The organism is Sphingopyxis sp. NJF-3 (assembly GCF_053514865.1).
Window position 1 is genome coordinate 1,573,812 of the sequence record NZ_CM130726.1, and the last position, 12,923, is coordinate 1,586,734.

Sequence of the window (12,923 nt, forward strand, 5' to 3'; positions counted from 1 at the left end):
TCAGGCTCCTTTCGTTTGGGGGATTTCAGCGGGGAGAATTAACCGCGCGGTTTCCCCTGCAGGCTTGGCCGGGCGGATTCCCGGTCTTGACCCGCTGGGTCGGCGGCGGGAGGGCACCGCTCCGCGTCCTGTCGGCACTTCCGGGAGAGTCCCGCCCGATTCGTCCGCTTTCGGCGCCGCTGAGCCGCCGCAGGAAAGTGAGAAAGGCGCGGAAGGGCTCTCACCCTCCCGCGCAGAGGTCGACACGGGCGCTACTCCCCGGCCCGTATCGTCCAGTGGATCGTTGATGCGTTCGGCCAGATCAGGCCGTCCGATGCTCAGGGCCAGCGCGCGGGTGGTTTCAGCGCACCTGGCTTTCTCGGCCTTGTGGGACTGTCGGCCCGCGTCGATCCGTTGCTGCCGGATCAGGTCGAGTTCGGCCTGCGCGACCAGCATCTTCTCGCTGTCCCGTTCCCACCACATGCGGAACAGGTTGGCCGATGCCCTCGCCTCGCTCAGGCGGGACCGGAAATAGAGGGCTGTCAGTCCTGCGGCAGCAAGCGAGGACAGTGCGCAGGGCAGGAGGGTCGAGGTCCACGTCATGCGGCCTCCGTCGAAAAAAGGGGGCCTGCATCGTCGTGGCGGTCAGGCATCTCGCTTTCGACGCGGCCGAGGTCGGCGCGGATGCGGCGCCGGGCCATTTCGGCATACTCGGGATTAAGCTCGATCAGCGTGGCATTGCGGCCCAGCCGGTTGGCTACCAGACCCGTTGTGCCTGCGCCGCCGAAGGGATCGAGCACCATGCCGCCGACAGGACTGCCGGCGAGTATGCAAGGCTCGATGAGCGCGGGCGGGAAGGTCGCGAAATGAGCTTCCTTGAAGGGCTGCGTCGCGACCGTCCACACCGAGCGCTTGTTGCGCCCTTCCCCCCTCGCCACGGCGTCCAGGCCGGACTGGTCGGAGGATTCGGGGTATTGCGCATGGTATGGCGGGACACCCCGCTTGCGAGCGACAGCCTTCATCGCGCCGTTCGTTTTGCCGGGCACTCTGTAGCTGCCGCGCTGGCCTTCGATGTTCTGGGCCAGACGTGCTACCGACGCTTCCGCCAAACCCTCAGCGATAGCCTCGTTGTCGAAATAATATCGCGGCCCCTTGCTGAGCAGGAAGATATATTCGTGTGCCTTGGTGCACCGGTCGCGCACCGATTCCGGCATCGGGTTCGGCTTCGACCAGATGATATCCTGCCGCAGATACCAGCCGTCGGCCTGTAATGCGAAGGCGACGCGCCAGGGGATGCCGATAAGGTCTTTCTGTTTCAATCCTTGCGGCGGCTTCACCCAAAATCGCCCGATCGAGCCCGCTTCGACCATGCGGTCATGCATGTCGCGCGAGGTCGCGTTCCCCTTGTTCGACGTCTTCGTGTCGCCAATGCCGCGCCCCGACCCGGCATAACTGTCGCCGAGATTGAGCCACAGCGTGCCATCATCGCGCAACACGCGCCGCACCTCACGGAAGAGATCGACCATTCCGGCAACGAACTCGTCTGGCGTCGCCTCAAGGCCCATCTGACCGTCGACGCCATAGTCGCGGAGGCCGAAATAGGGCGGGCTGGTGACGCAGGTCTGCACGCTGCAATCCGAGAGTCCCTTAAGCTGCTCGCGCGCGTCGCCGATGAGGATATGGACACTCATGCGGCCTCCACATCGAATTTCGTGGTTTCGTTGCCCCAGCAATCCCAGCCGGGGCGGGACTGGCGGGCGAAGAGTTCTGCCCAGCGCGTCGCGCGCGGCATGATCCGCTCGCAAACGTCATATTGTTCGTCGGGCTTACGCGAATGCTCGCGGCGGATCGCGTCGATCACGTCGAGGTCATAGGTCTCGATCACGTTGCGGATGTTGTTCGCAGTCTTGGGACTGCCGAGCGTGCCGATCAGATAGGGTTCGGTCGCGCTGCGAAGGACATAGCCGCAGCCGAATGCCGACTTTCCGTGCTTCGTTCGCTTGTGCCAGGCGCCGCCGGTGACATAGCGGAAGCCCCATGCGTCCATCAGGGCCATCGACTGGCGGAGGGTCGGCCAGCAAGCCCAGAGCATCAGCAGCGCATCGCCGCGCGCGAGTTGTTGGACGGGCAGCGATTCGAGTTCGCCCCAAGCCATTGTCGGATAGTGCGCCGACGGACTCTTGCCCTGACCGGCCTCCGAATAAGTCTCGAATCCGGTCGCCGGATCGGCAAGGATCACGTCATAAGAAAGCGGGGTCAGGTCAGCGAAGGGCCAGTCCATCACGCGCCCCGCAGCCGATCAATCTCGGCCTCGGCATCGTCGAGGTCGTCCAGAAGCTCCGAACGCGTGTTCATGCCCAGCGCACAGCCGATGAAGAGGCCGAGAAAGCCGCCCGCCCAGAAGATGACGAAGCCGAGAAGGACGGTCATTCCGAACCTCCCGCCCGCGCATTGGGAGCGATGATAGCCTGAAGGCCGTTCTCGTGATGGGCGGGCATGGCGAACCATTCCTTCCAGCCGAAGAAATGAGGGGCGCAGCCCCGCCGACGCGCCGTTACGCCTTCCTTGGTCGCCGAGATGAGTTGCCAACCCCCATGTTCGTCGAAGCGCGCGGTGAAGAAATCCAGCAGCGTGCCGTGATGCAGGATGACGGTCATGCTGCGATCCCCAGCCGTTCGGCCCGCGCGATCAGCGAGTTGACCAGTCGCTGCGTCGCCTTGAGGTCCGGCAACATGTCGGCCAGTTCGCAATGCGTGATGGCGACCCCGCCCTTGCTGTCCTCATCGGTCGCCAGAGACAGTTTGTGCAGCGAGCCGGTGACCGCGGTAAGCGATACGCGCCCATCCGATGCTTCCCTCGGAACGTTCCGCCCGCCGAAACATGCCGACCAGGGATCGAGGCATTCAGGACCGAACCGCGCGCCGAGCTTGGCGATCGTCTCTTGATTGAGGTCGGTGCGCTCGTTGCGGACGTTGCGGATCGTGCCGTCGCTGACGCCGAGCAGGTCGGCCAGCGCTTCGTCGGTGAGGCCGTGCGCGGCCTGAACCGAGCGGACAATCTGGGCCAGCGCCGACCGCAAATCATTTCGGGTCGGCAGGGACATGGGCAGCAAGCCATTGCGGCGGTCATCAGGCATTACGGCCTCCTCGAAGGGGGTTTCGAATGAACAGGGTGATCCACGACGCAGCCGCTATCCCGGTCGAAGCGCAGGTATTTGAGCGGGGACGCGACGAAGATCGGGCCCTCCTCGTCGCTCAGGTCTTCAGCGATGAAGGGCTGGCTGAGCAGGATATGCGTGCCGTTGCCGGGGCCGGGCTGGTTGCCCTGCACGACCGGAAAGGATGGTCCTTGCTGCGACGCAGGTTTAACGCCCCGGCTGACCGCAACGGGACGATCAGCCGGGACGCTCACCGTTGCGCCGGCGAGAGAGGGAAGGGGGTTGCTGCCGGGGGTCGGGACCAGCGCGTTCACAACGCCGCGCCTTGCTCGCTGAGCCAAGTTTCAGTCGGCACATGCCCATCGGTGGCGCGCTCAATACGGTGCGCCAGGTCCAGCGCGGGTCGCAGCGAGCCCGAGACGATCCTCGATATGGTTGCCGGAGTGGTGCTGACTTGTGCCGCGAAATCCGCTTGCCGGATATTGTGGCTTTCCAGATAGGTTTTGAGTTCCATGGACGCGCATATTACGCATTACGAAAGTTCTGGCAAGGGCCAACTTTCGCATCACGGCATGGAAACTTATTTCGTGCAGCGCAACAATGCGTGGATGACCGAGCTCGGACTCCGTGATGCCCGCAAGAGGCTTAAGTTGACGCAGCCGAAAATCGCGGAACGGCTGGGGGTGTCCGTCCCGCAGGTTTCGCGCTGGGAAGCGGGCGAAGATAATGTGCCCAGCTCCCGCCTCAGAAGCTTTGCTGAGGCTTATGAAGCTAGCCTCGACGAGCTGTTCGGTGGACGCCCCGTGAAGCCGTTAAATGCGGGCACGTCCTGGCACCCAAAAGAGGACACTATCAGGTCAGCTTTGGAAGCCGGGCTGCTTTCCTTAACGGAGCCCCGTGCGACCGAAGCTGATCTTCCAATTCTCGCTCATGGCGTGACCGCTGTCTTGCAATTCGTCGCAGACGATCCTTCCAGAGAGGATAGTCCCGGCTTTCCAGAGACGGTCGTTGGGATAGTTCACACTGCAATTCGGAATTATAAGCCACCGCGCGCGCGAGCATCATGAAGCATCGAGTGGTGCAGGTTTCGCAGGCTCTTATGCAATTCAATTTCCCCTCCTGTATTTGCGAGGGGTAAGGTCAAGAAAAGGCGTTAAAAATCGGTTTTGGCATTGGGGATGCTAAATTACGCGGGGAGGGGAAATTGAGCGACCAGCTCTGGATTGCGACTGTATTGTTCGGCGCAATGTGCTTCATCATCTGGATAGCGTTCAAGACGCCAGGTGATCAGGGAAAGCCGCCGGCCATGCACGTTGAGACGCCATCGCCGACGCCTACCCAGATAGAGCAGAGGGCGACGCCTGGCGGTGGCTGGTCGATGACGGGTTGGACTGTCGCGGTGTGTGGATCGATCGGATTAGCACTTGCGTTGACCATGAAATCGACCGTGGAAACCTACATGCCGTCGACAGTTCTCGGGCCGGCCGGATCATCCGAGGTCGCGAACCTCGATCTCATGTTTCAAAAAGGAGTCGCCGTCGCAGGCAGCCTGTCGGCGGTCGGCGTTGGCGTATTTTGCATCGCGGTAAGTGCGATCATCAAGACAATTCGCGGGGGGAGGGATAAATGAAGGCTGGGTATGCAATTGCTGCGGTCGGATTGGCCGCATTGCTGGCAGGCTGTGCTTCGACGCAAACGGTTCTGAACAAAGCGCCGACCGAGGTTTTTCATTCCGAGAAAAGCCAGAACGAAGTCGCCTTCTGCCTCGCGAACAAGAACAATACCGGCGCGCTCGAACGCGACGACGGCTCGAAAGTCGTGCTCATCAAGAATGGTTATGGCGGCGTGTCGCTGGCCTTCACCATCTGGCCGGAAGGCGATGGGAGCCGGATCGAATACCGCAAGCAGTTCGGAACGATCGGCGGCATCTGGAAGCAATGCCTCGGGATCAAGGGCAGCGGCGAAAACTAACCGGAGGAACCATCATGGGCGAAGGAGCGAAGACTTATTGCGCCATAATCAAGTTCACTGACCCTAACGTCGGGCGAGCGATATCAAGCGGGCCAGGCGTTGCAATGCTGATTGAGCAATGGTCGAAGAAGGACATGATTTGTCTCGGGTGCGCCAAGGACGCATCGGTTATCGCATACCTCTTTCGATCCGCAAAGCCGCTGGAAATGATGCGATCAGAGTTCGACCGATCGCCAAGCACCGTAAACGGCGACGCCTTGCTTATCTTCGAAGCCACCAGCCACGCAACGCATCTCTCATTTTCTGCGGCGGAGACATGGCTTCAGCGACCTCCGGGCTGATGTCCGACCATATGTGATACATCTGCCGATGACGAATTGCCGTCCCGATGGTGGCGATCAGGTCGACCGGCCGAGACAGAAGCAACCAAACGTGGAACTTTCGCGCCATCACCGTCCTCCTTCATGGAGGGTGTAGCAAGGTGATTCGAAAAGTGAATACAAAATTACGTGATGCGAAAGTTTTTGCTTGACAGATAAATTTCGTAATGCGTAACTAGGCCCCGTCACCACGACGGAGCCGACAATGCCACGCTATCCGCAAGACCACGGCCACCACGAACGCGAAGAGCGCCTTGACGCGCTCGCCAACCGGACGTTCGCGACCCCGGCCCAGCTCGCCATCTGGAACCTCGATGACGAATTGAGGGCGATCGACGAGGCAGACCTTGCCCTGTCGCGCGGCTGCCGGATGGATGAGCGGCAAATTCACCTTGCAACGCTGGCTGGCCGCACTCGCGAAGAGGCGAGGGCGGATGCGCATCGCCGGTTCCGCATTGCCTATGGCGCCGCTGTGGACGCGGAAAGGGCGGCGGCATGAAGGCCCTCGACATCATCCGCACGATCCCTGCCGGCGATTTCATCCTCGCCGCGGCGTCGACCCTTTCGCTCTGGATCGTTGCTGCCGGACTGGCGGTGATCCTGTGAAATACGCAGACGGCCTAGAGGCATTCAACCGCGCGACCCATTCCGACGCGCTGCCCGAGATGCAGGTTGCGCCGGTCGAGCAGCGCCTGACCGAAATCGAGAAAGCGCACGTCGATGACGCCTTCCTCGCCCTGTCGAAGCTGCGGGATCAATGGGTCCGCCGCGATCAGAACAAGTCCGCCTGCCTCGCTGACGAAGCAATCGAAAATCTGACGTTGGCTTGCCGCATCGCCCGGAAGGAGCGCGTCCAATGACCCCCGAAGCTGTGAACCCGCCTGCGAATGATCGGGGGCCGTGCCTCGCGTGGGCGCTCGCGTCTCTGGCCATCGGCCACGCCAATGGAACGAAGCCAATGCCGCCGGGCCTGAACACTGCTCGCGTTGGCCTTTGGGACTTGGCCGTCAACGCAGGTCGCGATCCTGTCGAGCATGATGGCCACGAGTTGGCGCCGTTCGAAATGCAATGCGTCCACTCGGAGTATTTTGCCGTGGGCATGTTCGATCCTGCCGGCGGCGCGATTGGCGGCTGCTCCGAGGACGACTTTATCAAGGACATGACCGCCGCTCTTCCGCCCGAACTGGCTGCAGAGTTCACCAGCCTCTCCGCCCGCACTGGAGGCGGGGAATGAGAAAGCCCAACATCATCCGCAAATGGGCGGAAGTCGAATGGAACGGCGAGCCGGTTGACGCCGAAGTCGCTTTCACCGTCAGCCCGATCATCCCGGCGACCTATTTGCAGCCCGCCGAAGGTGGCGAGGTCGAAATCCAGCGCGTGCTGATCGACGACGGGCGCGACGACATTCTTGATCGGCTGGACGCCACCACCATCGACGCGCTGGCCGTGGAGATGTTTGCCGACCTCGCACTCAGCGACTTTGATTACGGCCCCGATCCCGACGACCTGCGCGATCAGCGTATTGACGCCCGCCTTACGGAGCAACGTCCATGAAAATGTCAGAACTCATCCTGGCGATCGGGGACGATAACGTCGAGTTTCAGAACCTAGATCAGTGCGCCGACACGCTCAACATGAGCGGCACCAAGACCCGCATCACCTTCGGCAGCGAAATGCCGCTCACCCCGAACGGCACGAAGAAGCTGGGCCTCGTCCTCTGGTTGGACCGGGACGCGGTAAAAGCCGCGGTCGCCGCCGAAAAATCGGGAGCCTCCCATGACCGATAACCAGCTAAAGCCGACGCAGGCTGCCCGAGAGGCTGCGGCGCGATGGGCGATATCGAACTCGCGCCACGCGCAAGCTGCCAACATCATACGCGGATCATGCGACACTGCCCCGATCGTGCAGCACTTCGCCCGCTTCGAGGCCGACACCATCGCCCGCCTCTCGCAATCAGGCAATGCCGAGCGGGCGTGGGCGTCGTTCCCCAAAAAGATCGGACGCCTGACCCTTGGCGATAGGCCCTCGCAGGATCACTACTGCGGCGGCTCGCACGAAATGCCGGATGGTCAGCCCGTCTACTGGCAGGAACCAGGCGGCGAATATCCCGACGACATCGAAGGCTTTTGCCTGACCTGCGCAATCACGAACGCCGAGAGCGATGCTGGATGGTGCGATTGCGCGGCCAAGGAGGCTCTTTCAGGCAATGCCGAGCGGGAGAGTGGGGCGGACGTTGAGACGCTGGCAAGTCATTTTCCCACCGGGGTTCGCGGGCTTTTTGAGCGAACCGCGCAAGGCGTACCGGTGCGAACCCATGTCGGCACGAACTGCTCCTGCGGATGGTGCACCGCCGCCACCGACGAGCATGAAGTTCGGCAGGAGTGGGCGGCCCATGTCGCAGCCGCCCTCACCGCATCCGGTGCAGCTATCGAGCAAGAGACGCCTTCGACGGGAGGGGCGGATGGCGAATGATCCAACGCTCGCGGAGCGGGCAACGCTCGCAGCCGAGGCGCTGGTAGATATCAACGCCTTCCACGGGATCATGGCGTTGCTCGAAGCGCGCTTGCTCAGCGAGCCCCATGCCAATGACGAGCGAAAAATCATCTCAATCTGTCGTTCTGGTGCCGCGAAGGCGCTGGGCCGCTACGACGGCCACATGGCCGCGATCAAGGAAGGCTGGGAACAATGACCACCCCCACACAGACCGGCGATAAGCCGATGGTGACGGAGGCGGACAGCGATCGTGCGGCGACTTGGTATCCGCACCGCGACGCCCACATGCATAAGCAGCTTGCGGCTATGCTTGCCGCCCACCGCGAAGCTGCCGAGAAAGAGACGCTATCCCGCGAACAGTCCCGCAATGTGGGGCGGGAGGCTTTGGCCAATATCGTCGTGAAGCTCAGCGCCATCGGCAATGTTCTGCGCGAAGCCCATTTCGCGCTCGACGATAGCGAAGACCTTTCACACCAAGACCCGCCAGTCCACGCGGTTCCCTTCGAAAACGTCATGCGGCTGGATCGGGCGTTGAGAGCCTGTGAACGGTTCGCCCCTGACAATGAGGCGTGGGATGGCCCTGGACCTCTGGCGACGCAGATAATCGAGCGGCTCGGGGGACTACTCACCCCTCCCGCTTCCCCCGAACAGCCCAGCCCGCTTGTCCTTGGTCTTGAGCGCGCGGCCCAGTGGCACGACGCCCGGCGCAAAGGCCCCGACGTCTTCGAGCAGGAATTGCACGAGGTCAGCGCGCGGGCGCTGCGTCATCTGGCGGCAAACCCCGACCTTACCGACATGGAAGCGCTTGAGGCAGGACAGCCCAGCCCTTCGCCCGTGACGGGGGAGGCGGAAGATATGGGCGCGTTCGTTCGCGAGTGCATCGAAGAGGCTCGCTCCGACTATCAGGGCTACCACCTGTCGAACAAGCCCGGTGAGCCGGACCTATCCCGATATGATGCCGCCCTGACTTGGGTCGCCAACTTGGAAGCTCACCGATCAGGAGCCCCCAATGACCACACAGACCGGCGATAAGCCGATGGTGACGCAGGCTGATATGGAGGCCCTTTCCAAAGACCTCCTATGGTCGATTCCTGTGGGCTACCACAAAGCGATATTCGAGGCCTTCGCCCGCCGCCGCGTAAAAGCCGAGCAAGAGACGCTATCCCGCGAACAGTCCCGCGATGTGGGGCGGGAGCGTCTGCTCGGACTCGAATGGACCGAGGACGGCTATTCGCTTCGCACGCCGTATGACGGCGACGCTGATGGCGATGGCCGCGCAATCATCGTTGGCGGCGATATCGTCGTGACATTCGCGGACAGTGACGAAGGCGAAGAAGTGCGCGAGGCTTTTATCGCCGCCCTCACCACCGACCAGTCACAGGCTGAACGGCTGCGGGACCTTATCCGCGAAAGCCTCTACCATCTGCGGCTCGATGACGGTGCGAAAGCTTACCACGAAAAGGCGTGCGCCGCCCTCTCGGAGACCCGGCCATGAAGGCACTCATAGAACGGGTGGACGACGGGCGCCGGTGCTTCACCTATTGCGGTGATGATCGCTGCACCTGTCCCGCGCGTGAGCCGTTTCAGCTTCTAGGCCGCGTCTCGACAGCTTTCCCTGTCCTCGAAGCGATGTGCCGCAAGATCGGCGCGGACAAGGGCGCCGCCGTCGCAGCGGAAATGGGGGACGATATCGCCGCCCTCCGCGCTCAATCAACCGGGGAGAATGTCCCCACCACCCCGAAAACCCCTGACATGGAGGCCAAGAATGCCTGACGTTGCTGAATTGCCGCGCACCGAAACCGGCACCGCAATTGCCCTGATCGTTTCGGAAACCCCCGTCGTCGTCCTGACCGACAAGGAAAGGCGCGCCGAGTTCTATGCTCACATCCAGGCCGAAGTTGACGCTTTCGAGCCGGACGTATCGACCGCCAAGGGCCGCGATGCCATCAAGTCGCTGGCCTACAAGATCACGCGCACAAAAACTGCCATCGACGCGGCGGGCAAGGAACTGAACGAAGAGGCCCGGCAGCGCATCAACGCCGTGGATGCCGAACGCCGAGCGGCCCGCGATCATCTCGACGGACTAGCGAAAAAGGTCCGCCAGCCGCTCACCGAGTGGGAGGAAGCGGAAAAGGCGCGCGAGGCCGATGTCGATCGCATCATCACCATGTTTCGGTCATCGCGCTTCGTCGAAGCGGGCGAGGGTGCCGACCATATCCGCGAGCGCGGGACGCTGATCTATCAGACGGCGCTCGACCCCGGCGTGTTTCAGGACCGGCTCGACGAGGCCCAGCGCGAGAAGGACGATACCGTCGCGCACCTGAAAGCGGCGCTGGATCGGGCCGTGAAGGCCGAAGAGGAAGCGGCCGAGTTGCATCGGCTGCGCGAAGAGGCGGAAGCGCGCGAACGTGAAGCCGCCGCCAAGCGCGAAGCCGAAGAGGTGGAGCGCCAGCAGCAGGAGGTGGCCCGCGCCGCCGAGGAAGCGCGGATTGCTGCCGAAAACGCCGAAAAGGAACGCCTTGCGCGCGCCGCCGAAGAAGCCGCCGATAAGGCGCGCCGGGAAGCGGAAGAAGCCGCCCAGCGCGAACGGGACGAAGAGCGTCGCCAGCATGAAGCCGCCCTCGCTGCCGAGCGCGAGGCCCGCAAGAACGCCGAACGGGAAGCGCAGGCCGAACGTGACCGGATCGCGCGCGAAGAGGCTGCGCGGGTCGAAGCGGAACGCCGGGAAGCCGAAGCCAAGGCGAAGCGCGAGGCCGATCAGGCTCACCGCACTGCCGTCAAGACCAAAGCCAAAGAGGCGATCATCTCCTGCGGGGCCGACGAAGAGACGGCGAAGAAGATCGTCATGGCGATCATCGCGGGAGAGATTCCTGCGGTGCGGATGGAGTTCTGACGATGGCCGACACCTACAAGTTCAAGGATGTCCTGCGCGTTGTTTGCGAACTTAACGCTGACGAGGATGCCCCGCGCGTCGAGCAGCGGCTCAAGCAATGGCTAATACGCGGCAGGATCATCGGTAATCGGGAGGTTGGGCGCGGGAAGCAATATGAATACCGGCGCGATCAGCTTTTGCTTATCGCCCTCATAAATGAATTCAACCGCGTTGGTGTAACGCCTGAAAACGCTCGCATGATCCTCGCGGACAACGACTGGCAGGCTCAATGGAACGCGGACTACCTCACGTTCCATCCGAACCCTAACTCGCGCTCGTCGATAACGATCGACCATAGGCGGATCATCAAAGCCGTGCGCGACCTTCCTGTTGTGGGAGGCGCATAATGGACGCCAATCCCTTTTCGCCCGACTATCGCGCCCCCGATCCCGCACCCGTCGAAGATCGTTCCGAACCTGCGGAGAAGGTGGGGAGGGGCCGGGTCGTCTATCACCGGGACGTGATCCAAGGCACCGCGGAATGGATGAAGCTGCGGACTGGCGTTCTGACGGCCAGCGAAATGAGCAAAATCCTGACGCCGACGCTCAAGGTCGCGAACAATGACAAGGCGCGCTCGCACCTGTGGGAATTGCTCGCCCAGCGCATCACCGGATTCGTCGAGGAAAGCTTTGAAAGCTGGGACACTCTGCGCGGCCGCGAGGACGAGATGGAAGCGCGGATGGTCTATTCGCAGCACTATGCCCCGGTCGAGGAATGCGGCTTCATCACGAACGACGAATGGGGCTTCACGCTTGGATATTCGCCGGACGGACTGGTCGGCGATGACGGCCTGATCGAGTGCAAGAGCCGTAAGCAGAAATATCAGGTCGAGACGATCGTCGAATATGCGGCGAAGAACACGATCCCGACCGAGTTCATGCTCCAGCATCAGACCGGCCTTGTCGTGTCCAAGCGCAAGTGGATCGACTTCATCAGCTATTCGGGCGGCCTGCCCATGTCGACCACCCGCGTGGATTTGCTCCCCGAATATGAGGACGCAATCCTGTCGGCCGCCGAGAAGTTCGAGGCCGACCTGTCCGACAAGCGCGCGATTTATGACGCGATGATCGCATCCGGCGCGCGGCTTGTTCCCACCGAACGAAGCGATAGAGGGGATATCCAGGTATGACCGACCTTGGTCCAACGATTGCGCCACGATCTGATCAGCTCAACAGCGATGACCTCCTTACCGGGCCGATCACGATCACGATCACGAAGGTTTCGGCGGGCAATGCCGAGCAGCCGATCAACGTCCATTATGAGGGCGACGGCGGGAAACCATACAAGCCGGGAAAATCCATGCGGCGCGTGCTGGTCCACGCATGGGGTCGACAGGGTGACGCCTATGTCGGACGCAAGATGACGCTCTTCCGCGACCCGACCGTGCAGTTCGGCGGTATCGCTGTTGGCGGCATCCGCATCAGCCACATGAGTCATATCGACCGCGATTTTACGATGGGCCTGACAGTTAAGCGGGGCAGCAAAAAAGAGCATACCGTCAAGGTGCTGCGCGAAGGCGACCAGCGCACGGACAACGGCGCTCGCGAAGTTGCCGACGATCTTATCCGCCGTGCCAATGCTGCCGATGGACCGGACGCATTGCGCGCGCTGGCCGAGCGTGAAGCCATCATCAAGCGCAGGGACTGGCTGCGGCAAGAAGCGCCCGACATTGCCGATGAGGTCGACGATGCTTTCCGTATCACCCAACCAGTCGACACCCTCACCCCCGACAACCCGACCGCACAGGAAGGCCGGTCGGACGAGGATATGGGCGAGGGGTTTAACGACGACACCCCGGCATGGCGCGCGGCTGTGGATCAGCACCTTGCCGATGTTGCCGCCGCCAGGACCGTGATCGACCTCAAGTCCGCGATCAATCGCTTTGAAAAGCACCGCGAGTTTCTGAGCGCCGAGGCGCTGGCGGAGGTCAACGCCGCCGAGAAGGACGCGGCCGACCGGCTCAACCCGCTGCGAGGCGGCTGAATTTCAACCTCCGATCCGTGCCGGAAAT

Annotated in this window: 25 protein-coding genes; 17 read left to right on the top strand and 8 right to left on the bottom strand. The window is 62.3% G+C overall.

From position 1 onward, the window contains the following. Genes ACOTSS_RS07630 through ACOTSS_RS07665 form a run of 8 tightly spaced genes read right to left on the bottom strand, consistent with a single transcriptional unit; the run spans position 1 to position 3,650 of the window. Complete coding sequence (locus ACOTSS_RS07630; protein ID WP_448690900.1) at positions 1 to 582, bottom strand: hypothetical protein; 582 nt, start codon at positions 580 to 582, stop codon at positions 1 to 3. Continuing rightward, the gene (locus ACOTSS_RS07635) at positions 579 to 1,670 is read right to left on the bottom strand and encodes a DNA-methyltransferase (RefSeq protein WP_448690901.1); all 1,092 of its coding nucleotides are present in this window, start codon (positions 1,668 to 1,670) and stop codon (positions 579 to 581) included. The genes ACOTSS_RS07630 and ACOTSS_RS07635 overlap by 4 nt, the downstream gene beginning before the upstream one ends. Continuing rightward, positions 1,667 to 2,260, bottom strand: coding sequence for an MT-A70 family methyltransferase (locus ACOTSS_RS07640; RefSeq protein ID WP_448690902.1), 594 nt, complete (start codon positions 2,258 to 2,260; stop codon positions 1,667 to 1,669). Before ACOTSS_RS07640 ends, ACOTSS_RS07635 begins: the two co-directional genes overlap by 4 nt. Further along, a complete protein-coding gene (locus tag ACOTSS_RS07645; RefSeq protein WP_448690903.1) occupies positions 2,260 to 2,409 on the bottom strand; it encodes a hypothetical protein in 150 nt (49 codons plus the stop codon). The genes ACOTSS_RS07640 and ACOTSS_RS07645 overlap by 1 nt, the downstream gene beginning before the upstream one ends. Beyond that, entirely contained in the window at positions 2,406 to 2,636 is a 231-nt protein-coding gene (locus tag ACOTSS_RS07650; RefSeq protein WP_448690904.1) for a hypothetical protein, read from the bottom strand. The genes ACOTSS_RS07645 and ACOTSS_RS07650 overlap by 4 nt, the downstream gene beginning before the upstream one ends. Next, a complete protein-coding gene (locus ACOTSS_RS07655; protein WP_448690905.1) occupies positions 2,633 to 3,115 on the bottom strand; it encodes a helix-turn-helix domain-containing protein in 483 nt (160 codons plus the stop codon). The genes ACOTSS_RS07650 and ACOTSS_RS07655 overlap by 4 nt, the downstream gene beginning before the upstream one ends. Beyond that, on the bottom strand, positions 3,115 to 3,450 hold the full coding sequence (locus ACOTSS_RS07660) for a hypothetical protein (RefSeq protein ID WP_448690906.1): 336 nt from the start codon (positions 3,448 to 3,450) through the stop codon (positions 3,115 to 3,117). The genes ACOTSS_RS07655 and ACOTSS_RS07660 overlap by 1 nt, the downstream gene beginning before the upstream one ends. Next, a complete protein-coding gene (locus ACOTSS_RS07665; RefSeq protein WP_448690907.1) occupies positions 3,447 to 3,650 on the bottom strand; it encodes a helix-turn-helix transcriptional regulator in 204 nt (67 codons plus the stop codon). The genes ACOTSS_RS07660 and ACOTSS_RS07665 overlap by 4 nt, the downstream gene beginning before the upstream one ends. On the opposite strand from ACOTSS_RS07665, the gene ACOTSS_RS07670 reads away from it, so the two are divergent. The 17 genes from ACOTSS_RS07670 to ACOTSS_RS07750 all read left to right on the top strand — a co-directional run bounded on the left by ACOTSS_RS07670 (position 3,649) and on the right by ACOTSS_RS07750 (position 12,895). Beyond that, on the top strand, positions 3,649 to 4,203 hold the full coding sequence (locus tag ACOTSS_RS07670) for a helix-turn-helix domain-containing protein (protein ID WP_448690908.1): 555 nt from the start codon (positions 3,649 to 3,651) through the stop codon (positions 4,201 to 4,203). The two genes, ACOTSS_RS07665 and ACOTSS_RS07670, sit on opposite strands and share 2 nt — an antisense overlap. Before the next feature lie 137 nt (positions 4,204 to 4,340). Continuing rightward, the gene (locus ACOTSS_RS07675) at positions 4,341 to 4,766 is read left to right on the top strand and encodes a hypothetical protein (protein ID WP_448690909.1); all 426 of its coding nucleotides are present in this window, start codon (positions 4,341 to 4,343) and stop codon (positions 4,764 to 4,766) included. Next, positions 4,763 to 5,107 carry a hypothetical protein gene (locus tag ACOTSS_RS07680; RefSeq protein WP_448690910.1) on the top strand — a complete coding sequence of 115 codons (345 nt, stop codon included), beginning with the start codon at positions 4,763 to 4,765 and terminating at the stop codon, positions 5,105 to 5,107. The genes ACOTSS_RS07675 and ACOTSS_RS07680 overlap by 4 nt, the downstream gene beginning before the upstream one ends. 585 nt (positions 5,108 to 5,692) lie before the next feature. Next, the gene (locus ACOTSS_RS07685; RefSeq protein WP_448690911.1) at positions 5,693 to 5,986 is read left to right on the top strand and encodes a hypothetical protein; all 294 of its coding nucleotides are present in this window, start codon (positions 5,693 to 5,695) and stop codon (positions 5,984 to 5,986) included. A 166-nt stretch (positions 5,987 to 6,152) separates the two neighbouring features. Then, positions 6,153 to 6,347, top strand: a complete 195-nt coding sequence (locus ACOTSS_RS07690; RefSeq protein WP_448690912.1) for a hypothetical protein — start codon at positions 6,153 to 6,155, stop codon at positions 6,345 to 6,347. Continuing rightward, the gene (locus ACOTSS_RS07695) at positions 6,344 to 6,721 is read left to right on the top strand and encodes a hypothetical protein (protein ID WP_448690913.1); all 378 of its coding nucleotides are present in this window, start codon (positions 6,344 to 6,346) and stop codon (positions 6,719 to 6,721) included. Before ACOTSS_RS07690 ends, ACOTSS_RS07695 begins: the two co-directional genes overlap by 4 nt. Then, entirely contained in the window at positions 6,718 to 7,041 is a 324-nt protein-coding gene (locus ACOTSS_RS07700) for a hypothetical protein (protein WP_448690914.1), read from the top strand. The genes ACOTSS_RS07695 and ACOTSS_RS07700 overlap by 4 nt, the downstream gene beginning before the upstream one ends. After that, the gene (locus ACOTSS_RS07705; protein ID WP_448690915.1) at positions 7,038 to 7,274 is read left to right on the top strand and encodes a hypothetical protein; all 237 of its coding nucleotides are present in this window, start codon (positions 7,038 to 7,040) and stop codon (positions 7,272 to 7,274) included. Before ACOTSS_RS07700 ends, ACOTSS_RS07705 begins: the two co-directional genes overlap by 4 nt. After that, positions 7,264 to 7,959, top strand: coding sequence for a hypothetical protein (locus tag ACOTSS_RS07710; protein WP_448690916.1), 696 nt, complete (start codon positions 7,264 to 7,266; stop codon positions 7,957 to 7,959). Before ACOTSS_RS07705 ends, ACOTSS_RS07710 begins: the two co-directional genes overlap by 11 nt. Further along, a complete protein-coding gene (locus ACOTSS_RS07715) occupies positions 7,949 to 8,176 on the top strand; it encodes a hypothetical protein (protein WP_448690917.1) in 228 nt (75 codons plus the stop codon). Before ACOTSS_RS07710 ends, ACOTSS_RS07715 begins: the two co-directional genes overlap by 11 nt. Then, entirely contained in the window at positions 8,173 to 9,012 is an 840-nt protein-coding gene (locus tag ACOTSS_RS07720; protein WP_448690918.1) for a hypothetical protein, read from the top strand. The genes ACOTSS_RS07715 and ACOTSS_RS07720 overlap by 4 nt, the downstream gene beginning before the upstream one ends. Further along, complete coding sequence (locus tag ACOTSS_RS07725; RefSeq protein ID WP_448690919.1) at positions 8,990 to 9,475, top strand: hypothetical protein; 486 nt, start codon at positions 8,990 to 8,992, stop codon at positions 9,473 to 9,475. The genes ACOTSS_RS07720 and ACOTSS_RS07725 overlap by 23 nt, the downstream gene beginning before the upstream one ends. Beyond that, positions 9,472 to 9,753: a hypothetical protein gene (locus ACOTSS_RS07730; protein ID WP_448690920.1), complete on the top strand. Its 282-nt coding sequence runs from the start codon at positions 9,472 to 9,474 to the stop codon at positions 9,751 to 9,753. Before ACOTSS_RS07725 ends, ACOTSS_RS07730 begins: the two co-directional genes overlap by 4 nt. Further along, a complete protein-coding gene (locus tag ACOTSS_RS07735) occupies positions 9,746 to 10,873 on the top strand; it encodes a hypothetical protein (protein WP_448690921.1) in 1,128 nt (375 codons plus the stop codon). Before ACOTSS_RS07730 ends, ACOTSS_RS07735 begins: the two co-directional genes overlap by 8 nt. Positions 10,874 to 10,875: 2 nt before the next feature. Further along, positions 10,876 to 11,259, top strand: a complete 384-nt coding sequence (locus ACOTSS_RS07740; RefSeq protein WP_448690922.1) for a hypothetical protein — start codon at positions 10,876 to 10,878, stop codon at positions 11,257 to 11,259. After that, positions 11,259 to 12,041: a lambda exonuclease family protein gene (locus ACOTSS_RS07745; protein WP_448690923.1), complete on the top strand. Its 783-nt coding sequence runs from the start codon at positions 11,259 to 11,261 to the stop codon at positions 12,039 to 12,041. Before ACOTSS_RS07740 ends, ACOTSS_RS07745 begins: the two co-directional genes overlap by 1 nt. After that, positions 12,038 to 12,895 (top strand): hypothetical protein, encoded by an 858-nt coding sequence (locus ACOTSS_RS07750; RefSeq protein ID WP_448690924.1) that lies wholly within the window; start codon positions 12,038 to 12,040, stop codon positions 12,893 to 12,895. The genes ACOTSS_RS07745 and ACOTSS_RS07750 overlap by 4 nt, the downstream gene beginning before the upstream one ends. The last annotated feature ends 28 nt before the right edge of the window (positions 12,896 to 12,923 follow it).

Excerpts from the sequence above, each read along its gene's own strand:
- ACOTSS_RS07630 (WP_448690900.1), bottom strand. The coding sequence starts at position 582 with ATGACGTGGACCTCGACCCTCCTGCCCTGCGCACTGTCCTCGCTTGCT.
- ACOTSS_RS07635 (WP_448690901.1), bottom strand. The coding sequence starts at position 1,670 with ATGAGTGTCCATATCCTCATCGGCGACGCGCGCGAGCAGCTTAAGGGA.
- ACOTSS_RS07640 (WP_448690902.1), bottom strand. The coding sequence starts at position 2,260 with ATGGACTGGCCCTTCGCTGACCTGACCCCGCTTTCTTATGACGTGATC.
- ACOTSS_RS07645 (WP_448690903.1), bottom strand. The coding sequence starts at position 2,409 with ATGACCGTCCTTCTCGGCTTCGTCATCTTCTGGGCGGGCGGCTTTCTC.
- ACOTSS_RS07650 (WP_448690904.1), bottom strand. The coding sequence starts at position 2,636 with ATGACCGTCATCCTGCATCACGGCACGCTGCTGGATTTCTTCACCGCG.
- ACOTSS_RS07655 (WP_448690905.1), bottom strand. The coding sequence starts at position 3,115 with ATGCCTGATGACCGCCGCAATGGCTTGCTGCCCATGTCCCTGCCGACC.
- ACOTSS_RS07670 (WP_448690908.1), top strand. The coding sequence starts at position 3,649 with ATGGACGCGCATATTACGCATTACGAAAGTTCTGGCAAGGGCCAACTT.
- ACOTSS_RS07665 (WP_448690907.1), bottom strand. The coding sequence starts at position 3,650 with ATGGAACTCAAAACCTATCTGGAAAGCCACAATATCCGGCAAGCGGAT.
- ACOTSS_RS07680 (WP_448690910.1), top strand. The coding sequence starts at position 4,763 with ATGAAGGCTGGGTATGCAATTGCTGCGGTCGGATTGGCCGCATTGCTG.
- ACOTSS_RS07685 (WP_448690911.1), top strand. The coding sequence starts at position 5,693 with ATGCCACGCTATCCGCAAGACCACGGCCACCACGAACGCGAAGAGCGC.
- ACOTSS_RS07690 (WP_448690912.1), top strand. The coding sequence starts at position 6,153 with ATGCAGGTTGCGCCGGTCGAGCAGCGCCTGACCGAAATCGAGAAAGCG.
- ACOTSS_RS07695 (WP_448690913.1), top strand. The coding sequence starts at position 6,344 with ATGACCCCCGAAGCTGTGAACCCGCCTGCGAATGATCGGGGGCCGTGC.
- ACOTSS_RS07700 (WP_448690914.1), top strand. The coding sequence starts at position 6,718 with ATGAGAAAGCCCAACATCATCCGCAAATGGGCGGAAGTCGAATGGAAC.
- ACOTSS_RS07705 (WP_448690915.1), top strand. The coding sequence starts at position 7,038 with ATGAAAATGTCAGAACTCATCCTGGCGATCGGGGACGATAACGTCGAG.
- ACOTSS_RS07710 (WP_448690916.1), top strand. The coding sequence starts at position 7,264 with ATGACCGATAACCAGCTAAAGCCGACGCAGGCTGCCCGAGAGGCTGCG.
- ACOTSS_RS07715 (WP_448690917.1), top strand. The coding sequence starts at position 7,949 with ATGGCGAATGATCCAACGCTCGCGGAGCGGGCAACGCTCGCAGCCGAG.
- ACOTSS_RS07720 (WP_448690918.1), top strand. The coding sequence starts at position 8,173 with ATGACCACCCCCACACAGACCGGCGATAAGCCGATGGTGACGGAGGCG.
- ACOTSS_RS07725 (WP_448690919.1), top strand. The coding sequence starts at position 8,990 with ATGACCACACAGACCGGCGATAAGCCGATGGTGACGCAGGCTGATATG.
- ACOTSS_RS07730 (WP_448690920.1), top strand. The coding sequence starts at position 9,472 with ATGAAGGCACTCATAGAACGGGTGGACGACGGGCGCCGGTGCTTCACC.
- ACOTSS_RS07735 (WP_448690921.1), top strand. The coding sequence starts at position 9,746 with ATGCCTGACGTTGCTGAATTGCCGCGCACCGAAACCGGCACCGCAATT.
- ACOTSS_RS07740 (WP_448690922.1), top strand. The coding sequence starts at position 10,876 with ATGGCCGACACCTACAAGTTCAAGGATGTCCTGCGCGTTGTTTGCGAA.
- ACOTSS_RS07745 (WP_448690923.1), top strand. The coding sequence starts at position 11,259 with ATGGACGCCAATCCCTTTTCGCCCGACTATCGCGCCCCCGATCCCGCA.
- ACOTSS_RS07750 (WP_448690924.1), top strand. The coding sequence starts at position 12,038 with ATGACCGACCTTGGTCCAACGATTGCGCCACGATCTGATCAGCTCAAC.